A 22,074-nucleotide genomic window follows, 5' to 3' on the forward strand; every position below is an offset into this window, starting at 1 on the left:
GCCCGGGCCCTCGGGCGGGTGGCGCGGGAACGGGCCGGTCAGCGCCGCCCGGGGGCGGGGACGTGCTCGCGGGGGCGCTCCGGCGTCGGGGCGGCCGTCGTCGCCGGTCCGGGCGGCCCCGCCGGGTCGCCAGGGGCCGTCCCGCCACCGGGCACCGTCCCGCCACCCGAGGCCGTCCCGCCACCGGTGGCCGGCGGGCGGGGTCGGCGGGGCGGCCCGAGCCGGCGGGTCAGCGGCATCTCGACCCACCGATGCAGCAACGCGGCCAGCCCCAGGTTCACCAGCAGGAAGCCGACCACGGCCAGCGGTCCCCACCAGCCGGGCAGCCCCGTGCCGAGCCGTTCGGCCAGCCGCAGCACGGTGACCATGACGAAGACGTGCACCAGGTAGAAGGCGAAGGAGACCTCGCCGAGCCAGACCATCGGCCGGGACCGCCACGGCGTCCGCGCCCCGCGCACGTCCGCGTCGGCGGCGGCGGCGATGACCAGCAGGTACGCCGCCGCGAGCAGGGCCGCCCACAGTTCGGCGCGGATCCACTGCGATGCGACGACCCAGGTGGCCACGAAGATCACGCTGGCCGCGGTGAGGCCGGGGCCCCGCCAGCGCCCCCGACGCAGCAGCTCGGCCGCGGCGACGCCCATCCAGAACTCCAGGGACCGCACGACGGGGAAGACCTGGGTGAACCACCAGGTGCTCTCCTGCGGCACCAGTCGCTGACCGGGCCAGAGCGCCACGATCAGCAGCGGCACCGCGACCACCACCGCCCACAGCACCCCGGGCCGCACCCGGCGGACCAGCGGCAGCGCGAACGGCAGACAGAAGTAGAAGAACAATTCGCAGGAGAGCGACCAGCTCACCGAGTTGACGCTGTAGAAGTAGCCGGGGGTCGGGTCCCAGGCCTGGAGCAGCAGGAGGTTCTCCACCGCGGCGCGGGTGTTGACCGGGTCGGCGAAGACCCACAGGCCGGTCAGCAGCACCACCGCCCACATCAGCAGGTGGTTGGGGTAGATCTTGGCGAGTCGGCGGCGCCAGAAGTCGCGTCGGCGATCCCCGTCGCGGGCCGACCAGACCAGCACGAACCCGCTGAGGATGAAGAAGAACTCCACCCCGGACAGGCCCAGGGTGAACAGCCGGTCGAGGACGGCCTGGTAGTCGGGCTCGGCGACGATCCGCATGGTGCCGACGTGGTACCCGAAGACCAGCAGGGCGGCGATCCAGCGGAGCCCGGTCAGCGAGGGCAGCCTGCTCGCCGCGCGGGCCGACGGCTCGGGTCGTACGACGGTTGGTGCGCTGGTCATGCCGGCGGCCCGTCCGTCCGCAGGGTCACCAGCACCGCGCCTCCTCGCCTCGTGTCGCGCCGGGCGGCCGGCACCGCCGCGTCGTGGCAGGCCGGTGGGCGCCGCCCGCCGGGCACCCTACCCGCTGGGCCCACCCGGCCCCCGCGTCGGCGGTCGCCCGGAGACGCGAATGCCGGGAGCGGATGCCCGATGGCCTAATATCGCGGTCTCGGAACCAACGGGCGTGGCCGGTCTCGTCACGCACGCCGGGTCGGCGCCCGCCGACGCACCCCCGACGGGGCGGACACGACGAGAAGGACGACACCGATGCATCAGCGGATCCTGCTCCGGGCCAAGAAGGGCCCGTTCGACGTCTACTCGCCGGAGGAGACGTTCGAGCGCAACTGGATCGGCGACAACACCGGCAACCTCGTGTTCAGCCACTCGGCGCACAAGATCCTCCAGACCTCGACGGCGCAGATCACCCCGTCGGAGTTCCGTGCCAACCCGCGCGAGGCGGACGAGATCAACGAGCGGTACGACGTCTTCGTGGTGCCGTTGGCGAACGCGTTCCGGCGCAGCTACGCCAGCCGGCTGGGCACCATGACCCGGCTCATCGAGCGGCTGAAGATCCCGGTGGTGGTGCTGGGCGTCGGCGTGCAGACCGACGTCAAGGGCGACCGGGAGTACCTGCGGCCGATCGACGACACCGTGAGGGCGTTCACGAAGGCGGTGCTCGACCGGTCGCACAGCATCGGCGTGCGCGGCGAGATCACCGAGGGGTACCTGCGCAGCCTCGGCTTCTCCGCGGTCGACGTGATCGGTTGCCCGTCGATGTTCCTGCACGGCGACAGCCTGCGGGTGGAGAAGCGAAAGGCGACGCTCACCGTCGAGGACCGGGTGGCGCTGACCGTCTCGCCGTACGTCAAGTCGATGGCGAAGGTGATCAGCTCGCACCACCAGCGCTACCCGAACCTGCGCTACCTCCCGCAGGACCTGAAGACCCTCGGCACCCTGCTCTACGGCGACCTGCCCGAGGAGCGGGGCAAGACGGCCGCCATCCCGATCCACACCTCGCACCCGCTCTTCGTCGAGGACAAGGTGCGGATGTTCGTCGACCCGTGGACCTGGATGGACTACCTGTCCGGGTTCGACTTCAACTTCGGCACCCGCATCCACGGCACCATCACCGCGCTGGTCGCCGGCACCCCGGGCTACCTGTTCGCGCACGACTCGCGAACGCTGGAGCTGGCCCGGTACTTCGACATCCCGCACCGGATCATGAAGGACGTGCCGGCCGACGTGGACGCCGTCGCGCTCTACGACGAGGCGGACTACACCGCGCTGAACAACGGGCACAAGGCCCGGTTCGACACGATGATGTCGTTCCTGGCCCGGCACGACCTCGGCCACTCCTTCGCCGACGGCGACAGCGCGGCTCGCTTCGACCGGCAGGTCGCCGCGACGAGCTATCCCCCGGCGGTCCGCGCCCAGACGGCCACCGACCCGGGCGAGCTGATCGCCCGGATCCAGTGGCTGCGCGACCGCAACCAGGAGCTCGGGGAGAGCATCGAGGAGCTGAACGCCCAGCGGCTGCGGGCCCGGGTGCGGGCGGCGGTGGGCGGGCGGATGCGCAGGATGCTCAACCGCTGACCCTCCCGTCAGGGGGCTGTCCAGCGACCCACGCCCCGTCGACAGGTGGGCGTCAGGGCCGTTCCCGGCACGGCCGGCGACGGACACGTGCGCCGCAGGTGACAGGACACCGCACTCGTACGGGTGTACGAACACGCCGCTAGGATGGGCGCATGTCCGGTGCCGCCTACCAGCCGTCGATGCTCGACCTCACCGCCGACGGGCCCACCCTCGGCCGGCTCGCCGGGCGGCTGCGCCGGCACCGGCTCGACCGGGGCGCATGGGTGGACCACCTGCCCGGCTGGGTCCTCGGCTCCGACCGGGTGCTGGACACCCTGCTCGCCGAGGTGCCGTGGCGGGCCGAGCGCCGCACGATGTACGACGCCGAGGTCGCCGTGCCCCGGCTGCTCTGCTGGTACGCCGCCCACCGGCCGCTCCCCCACCCGGTGCTCACCGCCGCACGGGCCGCCCTGACCGCGCACTACGCGCCCGAGCTGGGCGAGCCGTTCGCGACGGCCGGGATGTGCCTCTACCGCGACGGGCGGGACAGCGTCGCCTGGCACGGCGACACCCGGGGCCGCTCCGCGCACACCGACACGATGGTGGCCATCGTCTCGTTCGGCTCGCCCCGGCCGCTGCTGCTGCGCCCGCGCGGCGGCGGCGCGAGCCTGCGCTTCCCGCTCGGGCACGGCGACCTGGTGGTGATGGGCGGGTCCTGCCAGCGCACCTGGGAACACGCGATCCCGAAGACCAGCCGGCCCGTCGGGTCCCGGGTCAGCGTCCAGTTCCGTCCCGCCGGCGTCGCCTGACCCACCGGCGGGCCCGGTGCCCACGCCGCCCGGCCGGCCGAACGGGGAGCGGAGACGACCGGCTCGGTTCCACCGCGACGGCCGTTCGGGCCAGGGCCCGCAGGACCGCGCGCCCCGGGGCGGCCCTGCGGGCGCACGAATCGGCGGGTCGGCGCGGAAACGTAACGTGATCGTCCACTTTCGGGTAACCATGGACTTCTCGGACCGTGTTAACTTGGCCGCGACCGTCACTCTCCGCATTGCTCTGGAGCTTTACGTGCTCGTCGGACGCCCGACCGCACGGCGGGAGGGAGCCGCACGCGCCCTCGCCGCCCTGCTGCGCCGCCACGTCGCGCTGGTCCTCCTGCTTGCCGCAGGGATCGCACTGCGCGTCACGGCCATGGTCGCCTACGCGCCGGCGCTGTGGTTCCAGGGGGACTCGGGCAGCTACATCAGGATGTCCCGGGAGTGGCCCGCAGTGCCGCCGCGCTGGACGTTCCCGTGGCTGCTCAAGGGCTTCGAGTGGACGGGCACCTTCGCCTCGGTGGTGGCGCTCCAGCACGTCGCCGGGGTCGCCCTGGGCGTCGCGGCATACCTGCTGCTGCGCCGCCGCCTCGGGGTGCGGCGGTGGGTCGCCGCGCTGGCCACCGCGCCGGTACTGCTCGACGCCACCCAGCTGACGCTGGAGCAGTACCTGCTCACCGAGACCCTCTTCACCACCACGCTGGCCTTCGCGGCGCTGCTGCTGGTCCGGCGGGAGCGGCCCGGGCCGCTCGCCGCGCTGGGCGCCGGGGTGGCGGTCGCCCTGGGCATGGCCACCCGCCCGACCGGCGTGGTCGCCGTCGGCGCGCTGCTGCTGTTCCTCCTGCTGCCCTGGCGCGGCTGGAAGGCCCCGACCGCCTACCTGTTGGGCATCGTCGCCGTCTTCGGGGCGGCCTTCGTCGCCACCGGCACGGTCAAGGAGGCCCTCGGCGCGGAGGGCGGGAAGTTCCTGTACGGACGCACGGCGCAGGTCGCCGACTGCGACCGGTTGGAGTTGCGCGCCGGGCTGCGCAAGCTCTGCCCGACGCAGCCGCTGGGCCAACGACCCGACCGACCGGACTGGTTCATCTGGAACCGGGCCAGCCCGATCCGCGCCGCCGAGCGGCCGGCGGACCTCGACGAGTTCGCCCGCGAGGTGCTCCGGCAGCAGCCGGGCGACTACCTGGCCGCCGTGGCGTCCGACACGGTCCGCTACTTCTGGCCGAGCCGGCTCGGCCCGACCGAGGCCTGCCTGGCCAACTGGTGGCGCCCGCAGCCCGCCCCGACCAACTGGGCGGCCGACTACGACTGCACGCCACGCACCGCCGGTGCCGACTACCAGCAGCGACCCGCGCCTTCGCAGGACGTCGAGCCGAACGCGGCCAGCCGGTTCCTGCACGCCTACGGCCGGTACGCCGTCACCCCACCGCCCGCCCTCGCCGCGATGGTCCTGCTCGCGCTGGTCGGGGCGGGGTGGCCACGCCGGGGCGGCCTGCGGCTGAGCATGGTGGCGCTGCTGTACGCGGGGATCGGCGTCGGGGTCATGGTCTTCTCGGTCGCCACCTCGATGTTCGACCTCCGCTACGGGCTGCCGGCCCTGGCGTTCCTGCCGATCGCCGCAGCCGCCGGCTGGCAGCGACTGCGATCGACGCCCACCCGAACAAGCCGGCGTAGGCCGGCCGACCGCGAGCCGGACCGGCTCACACCCACCACGGCAGAGAGCAACGGGGAGCATGACGAACGAACGGGAGATCGAGGTCACGGTGCTGCTGCCGTGCCTCAACGAGGCTGAGACCCTGGAGACCTGCGTCCGCAAGGCGCTGCGTTCGCTGGACGAATGCGGCGTCGTCGGCGAGGTACTGGTCTCCGACAACGGCTCCACCGACGGCTCGCAGGAACTCGCCGAGCGGGCCGGCGCCCGGGTGGTGCACGCCCCCGTCAGGGGCTACGGGGGCGCCCTGCTCAACGGCATCGACCAGGCCCGCGGGCGCTACATCATCATGGCCGACGGCGACGACTCGTACGCGCTGTCGGACCTCGGCCCCTTCATCGAGAAGCTGCGCGCCGGGCACGACGTGGTGATGGGCAACCGGTTCCGGGGCGGGATCGCCCCTGGCGCCATGCCGCCCCTGCATCGCTGGCTGGGCAACCCGGTGCTGAGCTGGCTCGGTCGGATGCTGTTCGGGCTGTCCGGCGTGCGGGACTTCCACTGCGGCATGCGCGGCTTCAACGCCGAGCGGATCCGCGCCCTCGGCCTCTGCATGCCGGGCATGGAGTTCGCCTCCGAACTGGTGGTCCGCGCCTCGCTGGCCGGCTACGACATCGTCGAGGTGCCGACCACCCTGTCCCCCGACGGCCGGTCCCGCCCGCCGCACCTGCGCACCTGGCGGGACGGGTGGCGGCACCTGCGCTTCCTGCTGGTGTTCGCCCCGCGCAAGACCCTGGTCCGGCCGGGTGGTGCGCTGGCCCTGCTCGGGCTGGTCGGGGTGGGTGCGCTCACCCCCGGCCCGCTGGCCCTCGGCCCGGTCCGGCTCGACGTCGCCTCTCTGGTCTACGCGTGCCTGATGGTGCTGGTCGGGGCGCAGCTCGTGCTCTTCGGCGGCCTCGCCGAGATCTACGGACGGCAGGAGGCGCTGGTCCCGCCGCGCGCCTCGGACCGGTGGATCCGCCTGCTGCGGTTGGAGACCAGCGCCACCGTCGGCCTGCTGCTGCTCGCTGCGGGCGGGGCCGGCACCGGCGCGGCCGTCTGGTACTGGGGGCTGGACGGGTTCGGCGACCTGAACCCGCTCGCGACCCTCCGGGTGGTGCTGCCGTCGGCCACCGCCATCGCGCTCGGCGTGGTGGTGCTCTTCTCCGGGCTGGTCGGCAGCCTGCTCACGCTCCGCCCGACGCATCCGACGCCGACCGTGGTGCGGCAGCCCCGCCGGGAGCCGAGACTTCCCGCCACCGGCAGCCCCGACCAGCACGACGCCGCGACGGACTCGGTGCTCGCCGGTTAGCCGACCCGGGCCGGCCCCGGCGGCGGGGGCAGCGCGTCGCCGCCGAGGGTCGGCCTGCTAGAAACAACTCCCAGGGTCGTCCACGCCCCCGTCAGCACCTCGACGCGAAGGGCGCGCCATGACCCAGACCCCCACCGAGCCACGCTCCCGCTGGTCCCCGTGGTCCCTGCACGGCGACGGCCGGTCCGTCCGCCCCGGCGACGTGGTCCACCCCGGCGAGCGGCTCTCCTGGCCACGCACCCTCGGGGTGGGCGTGCAGCACGTGGTGGCGATGTTCGGCGCCACCTTCACCGTGCCGCTGATCACCGGTTTCCCGCCGGCCACCACGATCTTCTTCTCCGGCATCGGCACCCTGCTCTTCCTGCTGCTCACCGGAAACCGGCTGCCGTCGTACCTGGGGTCGTCGTTCGCGTTCATCGCCCCGGTGCTGGCCGCGAAGGCCGGCGGGGACATCGGCCCCGCGCTCGGCGGGATCGTGGTGGCCGGCGTCGCGCTGGCCGTGGTCGGTCTTGTCGTGCAGCTCGCCGGGTCGCGCTGGATCGACGCGCTGATGCCGCCGGTGGTCACCGGCGCGATCGTCGCCCTGATCGGGCTGAACCTCGCCCCGGTCGCCTGGGACGGCGGCGGCAGCGGCACCGGCTTCCGGGCGCAGCCGATGATCGCGGTGATCACCCTGGCGGTGGTCCTGCTCACCACGGTCGCGTTCCGGGGCTTCCTGGCCCGGCTGTCCATCCTGGTCGGGGTGGCGGTCGGCTGGCTGCTCGCCGCCGTCCTCGGCGACCTCGACCCGAAGGCCGTCGACGGGCTGCGCGAGGCGGCCTGGGTCGGCCTGCCCGAGTTCCACGCGCCGCAGTTCAGCCTGCGCGCGGTCGTGCTGGTGATCCCGGTGATCCTGGTGCTGATCGCCGAGAACGCCGGCCACGTCAAGGCGGTCGCCGCGATGACCGGCCGCAACCTGGACCGGGACATGGGCCGGGCGTTCCTCGGCGACGGCCTGGCCACCGTGCTCGCCGGCTCCGGCGGCGGCTCCGGCACCACCACATACGCGGAGAACATCGGCGTGATGGCGGCGACCCGGGTGTACTCGACCGCCGCGTACTGGGTGGCCGGGGTGGCGGCGGTGCTGCTCGGGCTCAGCCCCAAGTTCGGCGCGCTGATCCTCACCGTGCCGGCCGGGGTGCTCGGCGGCGCGACCACCGCCCTGTACGGCCTGATCGCCGTGCTCGGCGCGCGGATCTGGATCGAGAGCCGGGTCGACTTCCACGACCCGGTCAACCTGATGACCGCCGCCGTGGCCCTCATCGTCGGCGCGGCGAACTACACCCTCACCGCCGGCGACCTCTCGTTCAACGGCATCGCCCTCGGCACCGCCGCCGCCCTGGTCATCTACCACGGCATGCGCCTGATCGCCCGCCTCCGCGGCACCACCCCGGAACCCCGCCAAGCCCCCGAACCCGAACTCTGACCACCCCACCCCCGCAGAGTTGATCAAGAGGTTTGCGTCAGCCCGCGCCGGGCGACGCAAACCTCTTGATCAACGCGGAGGGCGGTGGGTGGGGTGGGTCAGTTGCGTTCGATCTGGTGGCCGACCGCTGAGGGGCCGAGCATCACGGCGAAGCCGCTGCCGTCGCGGCGAGGGTCGGCCGGGGGCAGCTCCACCGGGTCGCCGGTCGCCGTCGCGCCGACCGGGCGCGGGCCGATCCAGGCCACCACCAGGTCCGTCTCGCCCCTGAGGAACCGCTGCGCGCGCACCCCGCCGGTCGCCCGCCCCTTGGCCGGGTACGCCCCGAACGGCGTCACCTTCACCGTCGCGCCCGTGGACGTGACCACCATCGGCTCGCCGTGCCCCGGGTCGTCGGTGCGGATCGCCCCGAAGAAGACCACCCTGGCTTCCGCCGGCAGGTTGATCCCGGCCATTCCGCCGCCCTTGGGCCCCTGCGGGCGTACCAGCGACGCGGCGAAGCGCAGCAGCGACGCCTCGGAGGAGACGAAGGCGAGGGTCTCGCTGCCGTCGACGAGCCAGCTCGCCCCGACCACCTCGTCGCCCTCGCGCAGGCCGATCACCTCGAACTCGTCCGAACGGACCGGCCAGTCCGGCGCGCACACCTTCACCACGCCCTGCCGGGTGCCCAGCGCCAGCCCCGGCGACCCCTCGGCCGTCGCCCCGAGCGGGGCCAGGCCGACCACCGTCTCGCCGGGCTCCAACGGCACCAGCTCGGCGGCGGACATGCCGCCGCGCAGCGACACCGTGCCCGCCTGTTCGGGGAGCACCGGCAGCGGCAGCACGTCGACCTTGAACGCCCGGCCCGCGCTGGTAACCAGCAGCACCCGGCCCCGGGCCGTGGAGTGCACGACCGCCCGTACCGCGTCGTGCTTGACCCGGCCGCTGCGCCGGCGCCCCTCGGACGCCTCCTCCGACTCGGCCGCCGTGCGGGCGACCAGCCCGGCGGCGGAGAGGATCACCTGGCACGGGTCGTCGGCCACCTCGAGAGGACCGGCCGGCGCGGACGCGGCCAGCACCTCCTTGAGGTCGCCGTCGACCAGGGTGGTGCGCCGCTCGGTGCCGAACTGCTTCACCACGGCGGCCAGCTCGTCGGAGACGACCTTCCGCAGCACCTTCTCGTCGTCGAGGATGGTGGAGAGCTGGGCGATCTCCTTGCGGAGCTGATCCTGCTCGGCCTCCAGCTCGATCCGGTCGAACTTTGTCAGCCGGCGCAGCGGGGTGTCCAGGATGTAGCCGGCCTGGATCTCGGAGAGCTTGAACTGGCGCATCAGGCCGTCCTTGGCGGCCTGGGCGTCGTCGCTGCCCCGGATCAGCCGGACCACCTTGTCGATGTCCAGCAGCGCGATGAGCAGGCCGTCGACCAGGTGCAGCCGCTCCTCGCGCTTGCGCCTGCGGTACGCGCTGCGCCGCGTCACCACCTCGTAGCGGTGCCGCAGGAAGACCTCCAGCAGCGCCTTCAGCCCGAGGGTCCGCGGCTGGCCGTCCACCAGCACCAGGTTGTTGACGCCGAAGGACTGCTCCAGCGGGGTGAGCCGGTAGAGATCGGCCAGCAGCGCCTGCGGGTTGACGCCGACCTTGCACTCGATCACGAGCCGGGTGCCGTTCTCCCGGTCGGTCAGGTCCTTGACGTCGGCGATGCCGGTCAGCCGCTTGGTCTTGTTGACCTCGTTGGTGATCGCCGCGATGACCTTCTCCGCGCCCACGCCGTAGGGCAGCTCGACAACGGTGATCGCCTGCCGGCCCCGGCTGCCCTCCAGGTGGCCGATCTCCACCCGGCCGCGCATCCGGACCACGCCGCGCCCGGTCTCGTACGCCCGGCGCACCTCGTCCAGGCCGAGCAGCACGCCGCCGGTCGGCAGGTCCGGCCCGGGGATGAACTCCATCAGCCTGTCGAGGTCGGCGTCCGGGTGGTTGATCAGCCACCGGGCGGCGGAGACGACCTCGCCCAGGTTGTGCGGGATCATGTTGGTGGCCATCCCGACCGCGATCCCGGACGCCCCGTTGACCAGCAGGTTCGGGAACGCGGCCGGCAGGACGGTCGGCTGGGTGAGCGAGCCGTCGTAGTTCGGCTCGACGTCGACCGTGTCCTCGCCCAGCTCGCCGACGAGCAGCATCGCCTCCCGGGACATCCGCGCCTCGGTGTAGCGCGCGGCGGCCGGGCCGTCGTCGGGGCTGCCGAAGTTGCCGTGCCCGTCGATGAGCGGGACGTTGAGCGAGAAGTCCTGGGCCAGCCGGACCATCGCGTCGTAGATCGCGGTGTCGCCGTGCGGGTGGTACCGGCCCATCACGTCGCCGACCACCCGGGCCGACTTCACGTGCGCCCGGTCGGGGCGGTGGCCCGCCTCGTGCATCGAGTAGAGGATGCGCCGGTGCACGGGCTTGAGGCCGTCCCGGGCGTCCGGCAGCGCGCGGGAGTGGATCACCGAGAAGGCGTACTCCAGGTAGGAGTCGGAGACCTCGGTGACCAGCGGGTTGTCGAAGACCCGCGCGCCGGCCTGATCGAAGGCGGCAAGGTCCGCCCGGGGACCGGTGTTCTTACGGCGTGCCATGGTTCAGCTCTCTCCTCGGCGGGCCACGGTCGGCCGGCGCTGTCCCCGGGGGGCCACGGTCTGGCGGCGGGCGGTCCTCATGCGTCGATCGCGTCGCGGTCGACCCGGTCGGCGGACTCGATCAGCCAGTTGCGGCGCGGCTCGACCTTCTCCCCCATCAGCAGCTCCAGGATCCGCTCGGCGGCGTCGACGTCGTCGAGGGTGATCCGGCGGACCGCCCGGGTGGCCGGGTTCATCGTGGTGTCCCACAGTTCGTCGGCGTTCATCTCGCCGAGGCCCTTGAACCGGGGGATCGGGGTGACGATCTGCTTGCCGGACTTCTCCAGCTTGCGGACCAACGCCTCCATCTCCGCCTGGGTGTAGGTGTAGGTGGTCTGCGGGTTGCGCCCCTTCGTGGTGATCTTGTGCAGGGGCGGCATCGCGGCGTAGAGCCGGCCGGCCTCGATCAACGGGCGCATGTACCGGGCGAAGAGCGTGATCAGCAGGGTGCGGATGTGCGCGCCGTCCACATCGGCGTCGGCCATGATCAGCACCCGGCCGTACCGCAGCGCCGACAGGTCGAAGGTGCGGCCGGAGCCGGCGCCGAGCACCTGGACGATGGCGGCGCACTCGGCGTTGTCGAGGACCTGCTGGAGGTTGGCCTTCTGCACGTTGAGGATCTTGCCGCGAATCGGGAGGAGCGCCTGGTACTCGGCGGATCGGGCGAGCCGGCCTGTTCCGAGGGCGCTGTCCCCCTCCACGATGAACAATTCGCTTCTGTCGATGCCGGTCGCGCGGCAGTCGACCAGCTTCGGAGGCATGGACGCGCCCTCCAGGGCGGTCTTGCGGCGGGCGGCGTCCTTCTGCTGCTTCTGGGTCAGCCGGACCCGGGCCGCGTCCACGATCTTCTGGAGCACCGTGCGGGCCTCGACCTTGGTGCGGCGGTCCTCCAGCCACGCCTTCAGGTGCGCCTCGATCAGTCCCTGGAGCACCTTGGTGATGCCGGCGGTGGACAACTCGTCCTTGGTCTGTGAGGTGAACTGCGGCTCGGGGATCCGCACGTGCACCACGGCCGTCATCCCCTCCAGGACGTCGTCCAGGGTGGGCGCGTCCTCCTTGGGCCTGAGCAGCCCTCGGGCGTTGCGGGCCGCGTCGGCGAGGGTGCGGGCCATGGCGCGCTCGAAGCCCTTGCGGTGGGTGCCGCCGTGGGCGTTGCGGATGGTGTTGGTGAAGCACTCGACGGTGCGTTCGTAGCCGGTGCCCCAGCGGAACGCCACCTCGACCTCGGCACGTCGCTGCACGTTGGACTGCATGACGCCGTTGGCGTCGGCCGCGTTCTCCCGGTAGGTGCCCTCGCCGACGACCAGCAGGGTGCCGGAGACCGGCCGGTCGCCGCTCGGGGCGAGGAACTCCACCATGTCGGTCAGGCCGGCGGGGAAGTGGAAGGTCTCCTCGACCGGCTCCTCGCCGGTGAGGTCGCGCAGCAGGTAGCTCACGCCGGGGACGAGGAACGCGGTGTTGCGCAGCTTGAGCCGGACGGCATCGACGTCCAGTGCGGCGCCGGTCTCGAAGTAGCGGGCGTCGTGCCAGTAGCGGATCGAGGTGCCGGTGCCCGCGCCGCGCTTCATCGCGCCGGCGACCTGGAGACCCGGGCCGGCGGTGAACGGGGCGTCGGGGCCGGGACCGTCGAAGACCCCCGGCACGCCGTGCCGGAACGACATGGTGTGCACCTTGCCGCTGCGGCGCACCGTGACGTCGAAGCGGCGGGACAGGGCGTTGACGGCGGAGGCGCCGACGCCGTGCAGGCCGCCGGAGGTCTTGTAGCCGGAGCCGCCGAACTTGCCGCCGGCGTGCAGCCGGGTGAGCACCAGCTCGACGCCCGAGATGCCGGACTTGGCGTGCACGTCGGTGGGGATGCCCCGGCCGTCGTCGTCGACCTGCACCGAGCCGTCGGCGTGCAGGATCACCTCGACCCGGGTGGCATGACCCCCCACACCCTCGTCGGTGGAGTTGTCGAGGATCTCGTTGACGAGGTGACCCACGCCACGGCTGTCGGTGGAGCCGATGTACATGCCGGGGCGTTTGCGAACGGCGTCCAGGCCCTCCAGGTGCGTAAGGTCGTCGGCCCCGTAGAGCATCTCAGGCTGTGCGGTCAACTGGTCGTACTCCCAGGTCTCGGCGGTGTGGTGCCGCTCACCGGCTCGATCACATCGCGCGGCGCGCCGCAGCGAGCCTAACCGGGAGGTGGGACAGGACGTAGGCACCCCGCAGTGTGCGGGTCGCCCCGCCGCCGGCGGCGGCCCTGCCGATGGGCGGCCCGGAGGACGTCCACCTCCCCGACAACGCCACCGGACCCGGGATTCATCCCGCCCGGCCACCGCTGGGCGACATACCCGCGCCACGGCCGGGCCCTCCCCGGCGGTCCCGGGACGCCCCTGCCCGAACCCGTGCGGGGATGGCCGGACGTTGACGCCCGTCACTCGCCCGTGATGTGATCATCGCCTCATAGAAACTTTCATATTTCCATGGACTGATGGAGGACGCGTATGTCCGTGTTCCGTCGTACCGCGCTCGCGGCGGCGCTGACCGTCGCCGCGGCGGCGCTGTCGACCGCCGTCGCACCGCCCGCCCCGGCGGTTGCCGCCCTCCCCACCGCCGCCGTGGCGCTCGGCGACAGCTTCATCAGCGGCGAGGGGGCCGGGGCCTACTCCCCGGTCGTCGACAGCAACGGCATCAGCCAGGGCTTCCCCGGCTGGACCGCGCCGAACAGCAACGCCTACTTCTGCCACCGGTCCCCCAACGCCTCGCTGTTCCAGGCCAACCTGCCGGGCATCCAGGACCGGTTCAACCTGGCCTGCTCGGGCGGGCAGCCGTACGACATCGGCAACGCGTCGGTCAGCCGGACCAAGGGGCGCGCGGTCGCCTCCCAGCTCGACCAGCTCCGCGCGGTGGGCCAGACCCACGACATCGACCTGGTGCTGGTGGGACTGGGCTCGAACAACAGCTCGTTCACCTTCGGCAGCGTGGCGGAGAAGTGCGCCAACCGGTTCATCGCCGACGCGTGGACCGGCTGGTGGGAGTTCTGGGCGTACCTCGGCGGGCCGGTGGAGCAGAAGCCGTGCAGCGACGCCGACCTGGCCACCGCGGCGCAGCTGAGCGCCGCGACCGCGGAGACCACGGCGGCCGTACGGCAGATCCTCACCACCCTCGACCAAATTGACGCCGACGGCCAGCACCGGATCGTGTTCCAGGACTACACCAACCCGCTGCCGTTCGACCTGGCCTCGAACTACTGGGAGGAGGACGGGCGGCAGGACGACCGGGACAAGTTCCGGGACCTCGGCGCCGAGCGGTACGCGGCCGGCTGCCCGATCCACCGGGCCAGCCTGCGCCCCGGGCACAACTTCTCCTCCGGGCTGGGCACCCTGGTCCGCTCGACGCGCGACAGTCTGGCCAGCCAGTTCCCCGCCGCCGACCTGGTCTACCTCAACGTGCAGCGGGCGTTCGACGGCGCCCGGCTCTGCGAGCAGCCGACCAGCCCGTCCGGGGCGCTCGCCACGCCGATCCGGCTCCAGGACGGCGCGACCGGCACCTTCGTCACCAGCCTCGCCGGCAAGGACAAGATCGCCATCCAGCGGATCGCCAACACCTGCGTGAGCTACTTCCAGACGTGCCAGGAGTCGTGGCACCCCAACGTGGCCGGGCACCAGGTGCTGGGCCGCTGCCTGGCCGGGGCCTCCGCCACGACCGCTCGCGCGGTGGCCTGCGTCCGCTCGGGGGACGGGACGATCAGCGTCGGCTGACCGCCCTCCGCAGGTGAGAAGGGGCCCCTGTTGTCGGGGGGCCCCTTCGTCATCTCCGGCCGAGGGAGAGCAGGAGGGGGCCGGTCGGGCCGTCGACCAGGTCGCCGAGCCGCGTCCCGTCGAGGACGGCGAGGAACGCCTCCTGCGCGCGGCGCAGCTGACCGCGCAGCCGGCAGTCGGCGGCCAGGGGGCAGGCCGGCTGTTCGCAGGAGACCACCTCGTCGTCGCCCTCGAAGGCCCGCACGACCGCGCCGACGGTGAGCTCGCCGGCCCCCTCGGCGATGGCCACCCCGCCGGAGCGGCCCCGGATGGTGACCAGCACCCCGATCCGCTGCAGCCGCTGCACCACCTTGGCGACGTGGCTGCGCGGCAGCGCGAGCTGTTCGGCCAGTTCGTCCACCGTCGTACGGGCCTGGGAGGCGGCGGTCAGCATGGCGATCCGCAGGGCCATGTCCGTGGACCGGTTGAGCTTCACGTACCGACCCTAGCCACCGCGAACGCGCGGTGACCCGGGCCGGCCGACCCGTTCCCGATGTGATCCGGGCGACTCCGCAACCGGGACCTTCGACCCTGAAGAGGAATCCGGGATTCCTGTTTATTGGGCACGTCGTCGACGCAAGCGGACGACAACGGACGACCGCAGGAGGACATGTCATGCTCACGGAGTCATCAGCGGCGGTGGTGCGGGCGACCCTGCCCGCCGTGCAGGCGCACGGCGAGGCGATCACCGGCCGCTTCTACCGGCGGATGTTCGACGCCCATCCGGAGCTGTTGGACCTGTTCAACCGGGGCAACCAGGCCACCGGGCAGCAGAAGGCCGCGCTGGCCGCCGCCGTCGTCGCGTACGCGGAGCACCTGATCGGCGCCAGTGACGCGCCGTGGGGGCCGATCCTGGACCGGATCGCGCACAAGCACGTTTCGCTCGGCATCACCCCGGCGCAGTACACCGTCGTGGGCCGACACCTGCTCGCCGCCGTCGGCGAGGTGCTCGGCGACGCGGTCACCCCGCAGGTCGCTGCGGCCTGGGACGAGACGTACTGGCTGCTGGCCTGCGAACTGATCGCCCGGGAGGCCCGGCTCTACCAGGGCGCCGGGGTGGCCGAGGGGCAGTCGGTCTGGCGGGCCTGGCGGGTGGCCGAGCGGGTCCGGGAGACCGCCGACGTCGTGTCGTTCGGCCTGGAGCCGGCCGACGGCGGCCCGGTGCCGGAGTTCGTCCCCGGCCAGTACGTCTCCGTCGCGGTCGACCTCGACGGCGGCCGGGGGCAGCAGATCAGGCAGTACAGCCTCTCCGGCCGGCCCGGCACGGCCCGGTGGCGGATCACCGTGAAGCGGGTGCGCGGCGTCGCCGGCGCGCCTGACGGCATGGTCTCCACATTCCTGCACGAGCGGGTGGCCGTCGGCGACACGCTGCGACTCAGCCCACCGTTCGGCGAGGTGAGCGCCGTAGCCGGGGAGGGGCCGCTGGTGCTGGTCAGCGCCGGCATCGGGCTCACCCCCGCGATGGCCGCGCTGGAGCACCTCGCGGCCACCGCGCCGCAGCGGCCGGTGACGCTGGTGCACGCCGACCGGGCCGGCACCGCGCACGTGCTCCGCGACGAACTGCCCCGGCTGCACCACGCTCTGCCCAACCTGCGCACCGCGCTCTGGTACGAGGAAGTCGACGCCACCGACGGGCCGCTCGCCGAACTGCCGGTGCGGGTCAGCCCGGGGCGCGTGGATCCGGAGCTGATCCCGCTCACCCCCGACGCCCACGTCCACCTGTGCGGCCCGCTGCCCTTCATGAACCAGGTCCGCAGCACCCTGCTGCGCCGCGGCCTCCCCAGCGACCGGATCGCCTACGAGGTCTTCGGCCCCGGCATGCTCCGCGACGGGGCCTGACCCCAGGAGGTTAGGAGACGAGGGCGGGGGTAGGGACCTGTCGTGCGCGTTCCAGGGACCCCGCCGGCTCGACGGGTCCCCGCCGGCCGGGACGGGCGGATGGAGGAGGAAGAATGCGGATCGCGATGATCTCGGAGCACGCCAGCCCGCTCGCCGTCCTCAGCGGGAGGAGCACCGGCGGCCAGGACACGCACGTGGCGGAGTTGGCGGCGGCCCTGGTCGACCGGGGCCACGAGGTACGCGTCTACACCCGCCGCGACTCTCCCGCCCTGCCCGAGGCGGTGGCCACCCCGGACGGCTACGAGGTGCTGCACGTGCCGGCCGGCCCGCCGCGCCTGCTGCCCGGCGACGAGCTGCTGCCGCACACCGGCGAGTTCGGCCGGTGGCTGGCCGGGCACTGGCGCGACGCCTGGCTGCCCGCCGTCGCGCACGCCCACTTCTGGCGGAGCGGGCTCGCCGCCGTGCACGCCGGGCGGCGCACCGGGGTGCCGGTGGTGCTGACCTACCACGCCCTCGGCACGGCGCAGCGGGGCGCACGGGACACCGGCCCACCGGGCCGGACCGGCTACGAGCGCGCGCTCGGCCGGGCTGCCGACCGGGTGGTCGTGCAGTCTCAGGACGAGATCGGTGAGCTGGTCCGCCTCGGGGTGCCCCGGTCCCGGATGTCCCTGGTGCCCGCCGGGGTCAACGAGCGGATCTTCCGCCCGGACGGCCCGGTCGCCCCGCGTGACCCGGTCCGCCCCCGGGTGCTGACCGTGGGCCGGCTGACGGAGAGCATGGGCTTCGAGGAGGTCGTCCGGGCCATGCCCGCGGCGCCGGAGGCCGAGTGCGTGATCGTCGGCGGCCCGCCAGCCGAGAAACTGCCCACCGACGGCTCCGCCCGGCGCCTGACCGCGCTCGCCCGGTCCTGCGGGGTGGCCGACCGGGTGAAGCTGATCGGCGGGGTGCCGCGCGAGGAGCTGGCCAGCTGGTACCGCTCCGCCGACCTGCTGGTCGCCGCCCCGTGGCACGCGCCGTTCGGCCTGACCGCCCTGGAGGGCATGGCCTGCGGCGTCCCGGTGATCGGCACCGACGTGGGCGGCATCGCCGACACCGTCATCGACGGGCTCACCGGCGACCTGGTGCCGCCGCGCGACCCCCGGGCACTGGGCACCGCGATCCGCCGGCTGCTCGGCGACAACGTGCGGCGCTTCGCGTACGCCACGGCGGCGCTGGACCGGATCCGTAGCCGGTACTCGTGGAGGCGCTGCGCCGAGCAGCTCAACGTCGTGTACGAGGCGGTGGCCACCGTCGCCCGCCCGGTGCCGGCTCCGGCCGCGGCCTGACGGCCGGCCACCCACACCCCCTTGCTACCCGCCGGTAGCTTACGGCCGTACGCTGGGCAGATGAGCGCGACCGGGGAGTACACGCAGGAGTTCGTCGACGTCGAGGGCGCCCGGCTCGGGGTGCAGGTGTATCCCGAGCCCGACGGGGCCGCCGGCGCCCCGGTGGTGGTGATCTGGCCCGCGATGGGGGTGCGGGCCCGCTACTACCGGCCGTTCGCCGCCGCGCTGCGGGCCGCCGGCCTCGCCGTGGTCGTCGCCGACCTGCGCGGCACCGGCGCGAGCACCCCCGCGCCGAGCCGGGCCTGCCGGTACGGCTACGTGGAGCTCGCCTCGGACGTGGGCGCGGTGCTGGCGGCGCTGAAGCCGCTGCTGGACGGCCGGCCGACGATCCTGCTCGGGCACTCCCTCGGCGGCCAGGCCACGCTGCTGCACCTGGCCCTGCACGGCACGGACGCGGTGGACGGGCTGGCCCTGGTCGCCGTCGGCGTGCCGTACTGGCGCGGCTACCCGGCCCCGCGGAGGTACGGGGTCCTGCCGTACACCCAGGGGATCGCCGCGACCGCCCGGCTGCTCGGCGTCTGGCCGGGCTGGGGCTTCGGCGGCCGGCAGGCGCGCGGGGTGATCCGGGACTGGGCGTACACGGCCCGCACCGGCCGCTTCCCCACCCTCGACGGGGTGGATGTCGAGGCGGCGCTGCGCACGCTCGACGTCCCCGTCCTCGCGGTGAGCGTGGACGACGACCAGTACACCCCGCACGCCATCCTGGACCAGCTCTGCGGCAAGCTCGCCGCGGCCACCGTCGCGCGCGAGCGCTACACGACCGCGCAGGCCGGCGGCCCGCTCGACCACTTCGTCTGGGTACGCGCCGGCGCGCCGGTGGCCGCGCGGGTGGCCGCCTTCGCCGCCGGCTTGCCAGGCACCCGCCACTCGGGTTAATTTATATTCACAACAATCAAACTCTACCTGGTGGCCAGTGCCGGGCGGGTCACCGGGCCCCAGGCGGAGGACGAGCCATGACACTGTCCCGAACAGGCGCCCGGCTGGTGACGGCCGTCGTTGCCGCCCTCGTCACCGCGGCCGGCGCGGGCCTCGCGGTCACCGGCGCCCAGGCCGCGGCCAGCGGCTGCCGCGTCGACTACCAGGTCACCAATCAGTGGTCCGGCGGCTTCGGCGCGAACGTCACCGTGACCAACCTCGGCGATCCCCTCACCGGCTGGACGCTGACCTGGTCCTTCACCGCCGGGCAGACCGTCACCCAGGCATGGAACGCGACCGCTTCCCAGAGCGGCGCCCGGGTCACGGCGACGAACGTCGGCTACAACGGCAACCTGCCCACCGGGGGCGGCGCCACGTTCGGCTTCAACGGCACCTGGAACGCGGCGAGCAACCCGGCCCCCGCGTCCTTCGCCGTCAACGGCGTGACGTGCGCCGGCACCCCGACGCCCGGCCCCACCACTCCGGCGCCGACCACTGCGCCGCCCAGCTCCGGGTGGAGCCCGCCGGCGCACCTGGTGACCCCGCTCAACGAGGTGTGGGCCCACCAGGAGAGCACCTACACCAACCTGTACGGCTTCCGTAACTACGGCTGGGACCAGGTCTCCGCCAACCGCGGCTACCTCAACTTCTGCGTGCGCTGGGACTCCGGCGCCACGGTCACCGCCGCCCAGCGCGACCAGATCCACGCCGCGCTCTCCCGGCAGTACAAGAAGTGGACGGACGTCATGGTCGGCCACAACGGCTGGCCGTACGGCGACGTGCCGGTCAGGGTCGTCGGCTGGGCGGTCCGCGACCGCAGCCAGTTGCAGTGGTCGGACAACTCCGTCGACGTCTACGTCAACGACATCCGCGAGAACGCCCCGCAGTGCGCCGAGCCCTGCGGCCGGTTCTTCAACCAGGGCGGCCAGTACCCGAACTGCCCCGGCGGGGCCGGCCACCACTACGACCAGTCCCTGTGGCTGGCCGACGGGTTCGGCGGCGGCGCGGGCGGCGACTGGGGCCAGCGGGTGGGCCGCGAGTACTTCATGGCCAACCTGGGCACCGACTCGATGCACGTCCTGCTGCACGAGATCGGCCATACCTTCGGGCTCGACGACTTCTACGACTGGACGCCCACCGGCGTCGGCGGCTTCCTGATGAAGGCCGGCAGCGCGGCGACCGTCACCGAGTTCGACAAGTGGATGTTCCGCGACTGGTGGCGCCACCTGAAGAGCCGCTACGGCCTCTGACCGGTCACGGTGCGTACTTGCCCGATCGGCGGGTATGCCGCACCGCCAGTACCGTGGAAGGGGATCAGATGTCCGAACGGCACACCGCACTGCGCTCGATGCACGACCTGGGCCTGGCTGCCTGGTTCGGCGGCTCCCTGATGGGAGCGCTCGGCGTCAACGGCGCGGCGGCACAGATCAACGACTCGACCCAGCGACTGCCGGTGGCCTCGGCCGGGTGGGCCCGGTGGACCCCGGTCAACGCGGCGGCGATCGGCGCGCACCTGGCCGGCGCGGTCGGCGAGCTGACGACCGAGAGCCCCCGGGTGCTCGCCCAGGCGGGGGTGGCCCGGATCAGCACGGTGAAGACGGCCCTCACGGTCGCCGCGCTCGCGGTAACCGGGTACAGCCGGCTGCTCGGCATGCGGCTGGAGAAGGCGGGCGGCCCGTCCGTCGAGGGGACGACCGAGCCGAACCCGCAGACGCCGACCAACGTGGCCTCCTGCCAGCGACAGCTGAAGCTGCTCCAGTGGGCCGTCCCGGCGCTCACCGGCGCGCTGGTGGTGGTCAGCGCGTACATGGGTGAGCAGCAGAAGCCGGGGCAGGTCTTTCGGGGCCTGCTCGGGCGCGCGGGTGGGCTGGCCGGCGCGCCCAGGGCGATGGGAAAGGTGGCCGCCATGGGCGCCGCCAGGCGGCACATGGCGATGTCCGGCCGCTGACCACCGCGCCGCCCGTGCCCGGCCGGACCGGTGGGCACGGGCGGCGCGCAGGCGGGCAGTCAGCGCCCGCAGCACCGACCCGACCAGCGAGGTGGCCATGACGAGCAGGGACGGATCGACGAACGGCGGGGACGAACGCGGACCTGGGTCCGCCGCCCCCTTCGGCACCAGCGACGGGTTCGACGCCGGCCCGCCGTGGGGGGCCGGCGAGGACTCCCCGATGGACGAGGGCAGCGAGGAGACCGCCGTACCGCAGGGGAGCCTCGGCGACCGGCGGGCCGGCGCGCCCGCCGAGCCCACCGGGCCCGCGGGGCGGCACGGGTTCGGCAACGTCGAGGACAGGCCGGTCGCCGAGGCGGGTCCGGGGGCGCCGCCCGACCCGGCGCCGTCGCGGCGCGCGTTCCCGAACGACAGTGCCGGCGGGGACCTGCCGGACAACGCGCTGGAGGAGGCGACCGGGATGCACCCGGAGGGGATCAACCGGCGCGGCTGACCGGCGTCCCACCGGCCGGCACGCCCGCCTCCGCCAGGACCTCCACCAGGCGGGCGGCGTCGCGCTGGGCCTGGTCGCCGCAGCAGTTGTTGAACAGGACGTGCAGCTCGTCGCCGGCGTCGGCCAGCTCGACCAGCAGCCGCGACCAGTTCCGCAGCTCGCGCTCGCCGTAGGCGTACCGGTACTTGTCCTGTTTGTCGCCGCCTTCCCAGGCGGCGCTGTGGCCGTGGAAGCGGACCACGGCCGGTGCGGCGGTGGCGACCAGGATCGGCGGTACCGACGAGACGAACCCCTGCGGCATGTCCACGCAGACGTAGGAGAGGTCGTGCTCACGCAGCAGGGCAAGCGTGCCCAGGACGGCGTCCTCGGTGAACCACGAGCCGTGCCGCAGCTCCACGCTCACCCGCCACGGCCGCAGCCGCTCGGCGGTGGCGACGATCCGCCGCTCCGCCGCGGCACTGCGGGCCAGCCACGGCGGGAACTGGAGCAGCACCGCGCCGAGCCGGTCGGCCGCCGCGATCGGCTCCAGCGCCGCGCGGAACCGGCTCCACAGCTCGTCGTACGCCCCGGCGGGCAGGTCCCGCCACCGGATCCGGAACGGGCCGCCGGCCGGTCGCAGGTCCCGGGGCAGCGCCGCGACCGGGGTGGGGTGGCCGGTGAAGAGGCTGAACGCCTTGACGTCGAAGGTGAACCCGGGCGGGGTGGCGGCAACCCAGCCTGCGGTGGTCTCCGGCGTCGGCACCGCGTAGTAGGACGTGTCCACCTCGACCAGTGCGAACCGCTCGGCGTAGTGGCGCAGGCGGCCGGCGGGGGTGTTGACCGAGCGGGGGTACCAGCCGGAGCCCAGCAGCATCCGGTCGGCCCATGACGACGTGCCCACCTTGATCTCGCCCATGTGGATCA

The 22,074-nt window shown here is 73.5% G+C and carries 17 protein-coding genes; 12 read left to right on the forward strand and 5 right to left on the reverse strand.

Translation table 11 applies throughout. The features are described from left to right. Window positions 1–38: 38 nt before the first annotated feature. Window positions 39–1,298: an acyltransferase family protein gene (locus ABT023_RS21485; protein WP_350888162.1), complete on the reverse strand. Its 1,260-nt coding sequence runs from the start codon at window positions 1,296–1,298 to the stop codon at window positions 39–41. Window positions 1,299–1,604: 306 nt separating this feature from the next. On the opposite strand from ABT023_RS21485, the gene ABT023_RS21490 reads away from it, so the two are divergent. The 5 genes from ABT023_RS21490 (at window position 1,605) to ABT023_RS21510 (ending at window position 8,182) form a co-directional block, all read left to right on the forward strand. Next, on the forward strand, window positions 1,605–2,930 hold the full coding sequence (locus tag ABT023_RS21490) for a polysaccharide pyruvyl transferase family protein (RefSeq protein WP_350888163.1): 1,326 nt from the start codon (window positions 1,605–1,607) through the stop codon (window positions 2,928–2,930). A 152-nt stretch (window positions 2,931–3,082) separates the two neighbouring features. Next, a complete protein-coding gene (locus ABT023_RS21495; RefSeq protein WP_350888164.1) occupies window positions 3,083–3,718 on the forward strand; it encodes an alpha-ketoglutarate-dependent dioxygenase AlkB in 636 nt (211 codons plus the stop codon). A 256-nt stretch (window positions 3,719–3,974) separates the two neighbouring features. Then, the gene (locus ABT023_RS21500; protein ID WP_350888165.1) at window positions 3,975–5,510 is read left to right on the forward strand and encodes a glycosyltransferase family 39 protein; all 1,536 of its coding nucleotides are present in this window, start codon (window positions 3,975–3,977) and stop codon (window positions 5,508–5,510) included. Further along, entirely contained in the window at window positions 5,452–6,717 is a 1,266-nt protein-coding gene (locus ABT023_RS21505; protein ID WP_350888166.1) for a glycosyltransferase family 2 protein, read from the forward strand. Before ABT023_RS21500 ends, ABT023_RS21505 begins: the two co-directional genes overlap by 59 nt. A 118-nt stretch (window positions 6,718–6,835) precedes the next feature. After that, window positions 6,836–8,182, forward strand: coding sequence for a uracil-xanthine permease family protein (locus ABT023_RS21510; protein ID WP_350888167.1), 1,347 nt, complete (start codon window positions 6,836–6,838; stop codon window positions 8,180–8,182). A 98-nt stretch (window positions 8,183–8,280) separates the two neighbouring features. Here ABT023_RS21510 and ABT023_RS21515 read toward each other — a convergent pair whose 3' ends face one another. Beyond that, window positions 8,281–10,770 carry a DNA gyrase/topoisomerase IV subunit A gene (locus ABT023_RS21515; RefSeq protein ID WP_350888168.1) on the reverse strand — a complete coding sequence of 830 codons (2,490 nt, stop codon included), beginning with the start codon at window positions 10,768–10,770 and terminating at the stop codon, window positions 8,281–8,283. Window positions 10,771–10,847: 77 nt separating this feature from the next. Beyond that, complete coding sequence (locus ABT023_RS21520) at window positions 10,848–12,887, reverse strand: DNA gyrase/topoisomerase IV subunit B (RefSeq protein WP_350888199.1); 2,040 nt, start codon at window positions 12,885–12,887, stop codon at window positions 10,848–10,850. A gap of 408 nt (window positions 12,888–13,295) precedes the next feature. On the opposite strand from ABT023_RS21520, the gene ABT023_RS21525 reads away from it, so the two are divergent. Beyond that, window positions 13,296–14,552: an SGNH/GDSL hydrolase family protein gene (locus ABT023_RS21525; protein WP_350888169.1), complete on the forward strand. Its 1,257-nt coding sequence runs from the start codon at window positions 13,296–13,298 to the stop codon at window positions 14,550–14,552. A 49-nt stretch (window positions 14,553–14,601) separates the two neighbouring features. Here ABT023_RS21525 and ABT023_RS21530 read toward each other — a convergent pair whose 3' ends face one another. Beyond that, window positions 14,602–15,027: an RrF2 family transcriptional regulator gene (locus ABT023_RS21530; RefSeq protein ID WP_350888170.1), complete on the reverse strand. Its 426-nt coding sequence runs from the start codon at window positions 15,025–15,027 to the stop codon at window positions 14,602–14,604. 179 nt (window positions 15,028–15,206) lie between these two features. Here ABT023_RS21530 and ABT023_RS21535 point away from each other — a divergent pair, with 179 nt between their 5' ends. From ABT023_RS21535 to ABT023_RS21560, 6 genes are all read left to right on the forward strand, one after another. Next, window positions 15,207–16,430, forward strand: a complete 1,224-nt coding sequence (locus ABT023_RS21535; RefSeq protein ID WP_350888171.1) for a globin domain-containing protein — start codon at window positions 15,207–15,209, stop codon at window positions 16,428–16,430. A gap of 113 nt (window positions 16,431–16,543) precedes the next feature. Beyond that, entirely contained in the window at window positions 16,544–17,755 is a 1,212-nt protein-coding gene (locus ABT023_RS21540) for a glycosyltransferase (RefSeq protein ID WP_350888172.1), read from the forward strand. 60 nt (window positions 17,756–17,815) lie between these two features. Beyond that, window positions 17,816–18,691 (forward strand): alpha/beta hydrolase family protein, encoded by an 876-nt coding sequence (locus ABT023_RS21545; protein ID WP_350888173.1) that lies wholly within the window; start codon window positions 17,816–17,818, stop codon window positions 18,689–18,691. A 77-nt stretch (window positions 18,692–18,768) separates the two neighbouring features. Then, the gene (locus ABT023_RS21550; protein WP_350888174.1) at window positions 18,769–19,980 is read left to right on the forward strand and encodes a cellulose-binding domain-containing protein; all 1,212 of its coding nucleotides are present in this window, start codon (window positions 18,769–18,771) and stop codon (window positions 19,978–19,980) included. Between the two features lie 68 nt (window positions 19,981–20,048). After that, window positions 20,049–20,678 carry a hypothetical protein gene (locus tag ABT023_RS21555; protein ID WP_350888175.1) on the forward strand — a complete coding sequence of 210 codons (630 nt, stop codon included), beginning with the start codon at window positions 20,049–20,051 and terminating at the stop codon, window positions 20,676–20,678. 97 nt (window positions 20,679–20,775) lie between these two features. After that, window positions 20,776–21,171 (forward strand): hypothetical protein, encoded by a 396-nt coding sequence (locus ABT023_RS21560; RefSeq protein ID WP_350888176.1) that lies wholly within the window; start codon window positions 20,776–20,778, stop codon window positions 21,169–21,171. Here the strand turns inward: ABT023_RS21560 and ABT023_RS21565 are convergent. Continuing rightward, window positions 21,155–22,066, reverse strand: coding sequence for a DUF72 domain-containing protein (locus ABT023_RS21565; RefSeq protein ID WP_350888177.1), 912 nt, complete (start codon window positions 22,064–22,066; stop codon window positions 21,155–21,157). The two genes, ABT023_RS21560 and ABT023_RS21565, sit on opposite strands and share 17 nt — an antisense overlap. Between the last annotated feature and the right edge of the window lie 8 nt (window positions 22,067–22,074).

The organism is Micromonospora sp. NPDC002296, from assembly GCF_040296145.1.
Taxonomy (GTDB): domain Bacteria; phylum Actinomycetota; class Actinomycetes; order Mycobacteriales; family Micromonosporaceae; genus Micromonospora.

Excerpts from the sequence above, each read along its gene's own strand:
- ABT023_RS21525 (WP_350888169.1), top strand. The coding sequence starts at position 13,296 with ATGTCCGTGTTCCGTCGTACCGCGCTCGCGGCGGCGCTGACCGTCGCC.
- ABT023_RS21510 (WP_350888167.1), top strand. The coding sequence starts at position 6,836 with ATGACCCAGACCCCCACCGAGCCACGCTCCCGCTGGTCCCCGTGGTCC.
- ABT023_RS21535 (WP_350888171.1), top strand. The coding sequence starts at position 15,207 with ATGCTCACGGAGTCATCAGCGGCGGTGGTGCGGGCGACCCTGCCCGCC.
- ABT023_RS21565 (WP_350888177.1), bottom strand. The coding sequence starts at position 22,066 with ATGGGCGAGATCAAGGTGGGCACGTCGTCATGGGCCGACCGGATGCTG.
- ABT023_RS21495 (WP_350888164.1), top strand. The coding sequence starts at position 3,083 with ATGTCCGGTGCCGCCTACCAGCCGTCGATGCTCGACCTCACCGCCGAC.
- ABT023_RS21520 (WP_350888199.1), bottom strand. The coding sequence starts at position 12,887 with ATGCTCTACGGGGCCGACGACCTTACGCACCTGGAGGGCCTGGACGCC.
- ABT023_RS21550 (WP_350888174.1), top strand. The coding sequence starts at position 18,769 with ATGACACTGTCCCGAACAGGCGCCCGGCTGGTGACGGCCGTCGTTGCC.
- ABT023_RS21545 (WP_350888173.1), top strand. The coding sequence starts at position 17,816 with ATGAGCGCGACCGGGGAGTACACGCAGGAGTTCGTCGACGTCGAGGGC.
- ABT023_RS21485 (WP_350888162.1), bottom strand. The coding sequence starts at position 1,298 with ATGACCAGCGCACCAACCGTCGTACGACCCGAGCCGTCGGCCCGCGCG.
- ABT023_RS21555 (WP_350888175.1), top strand. The coding sequence starts at position 20,049 with ATGTCCGAACGGCACACCGCACTGCGCTCGATGCACGACCTGGGCCTG.
- ABT023_RS21540 (WP_350888172.1), top strand. The coding sequence starts at position 16,544 with ATGCGGATCGCGATGATCTCGGAGCACGCCAGCCCGCTCGCCGTCCTC.
- ABT023_RS21560 (WP_350888176.1), top strand. The coding sequence starts at position 20,776 with ATGACGAGCAGGGACGGATCGACGAACGGCGGGGACGAACGCGGACCT.
- ABT023_RS21490 (WP_350888163.1), top strand. The coding sequence starts at position 1,605 with ATGCATCAGCGGATCCTGCTCCGGGCCAAGAAGGGCCCGTTCGACGTC.
- ABT023_RS21505 (WP_350888166.1), top strand. The coding sequence starts at position 5,452 with ATGACGAACGAACGGGAGATCGAGGTCACGGTGCTGCTGCCGTGCCTC.
- ABT023_RS21515 (WP_350888168.1), bottom strand. The coding sequence starts at position 10,770 with ATGGCACGCCGTAAGAACACCGGTCCCCGGGCGGACCTTGCCGCCTTC.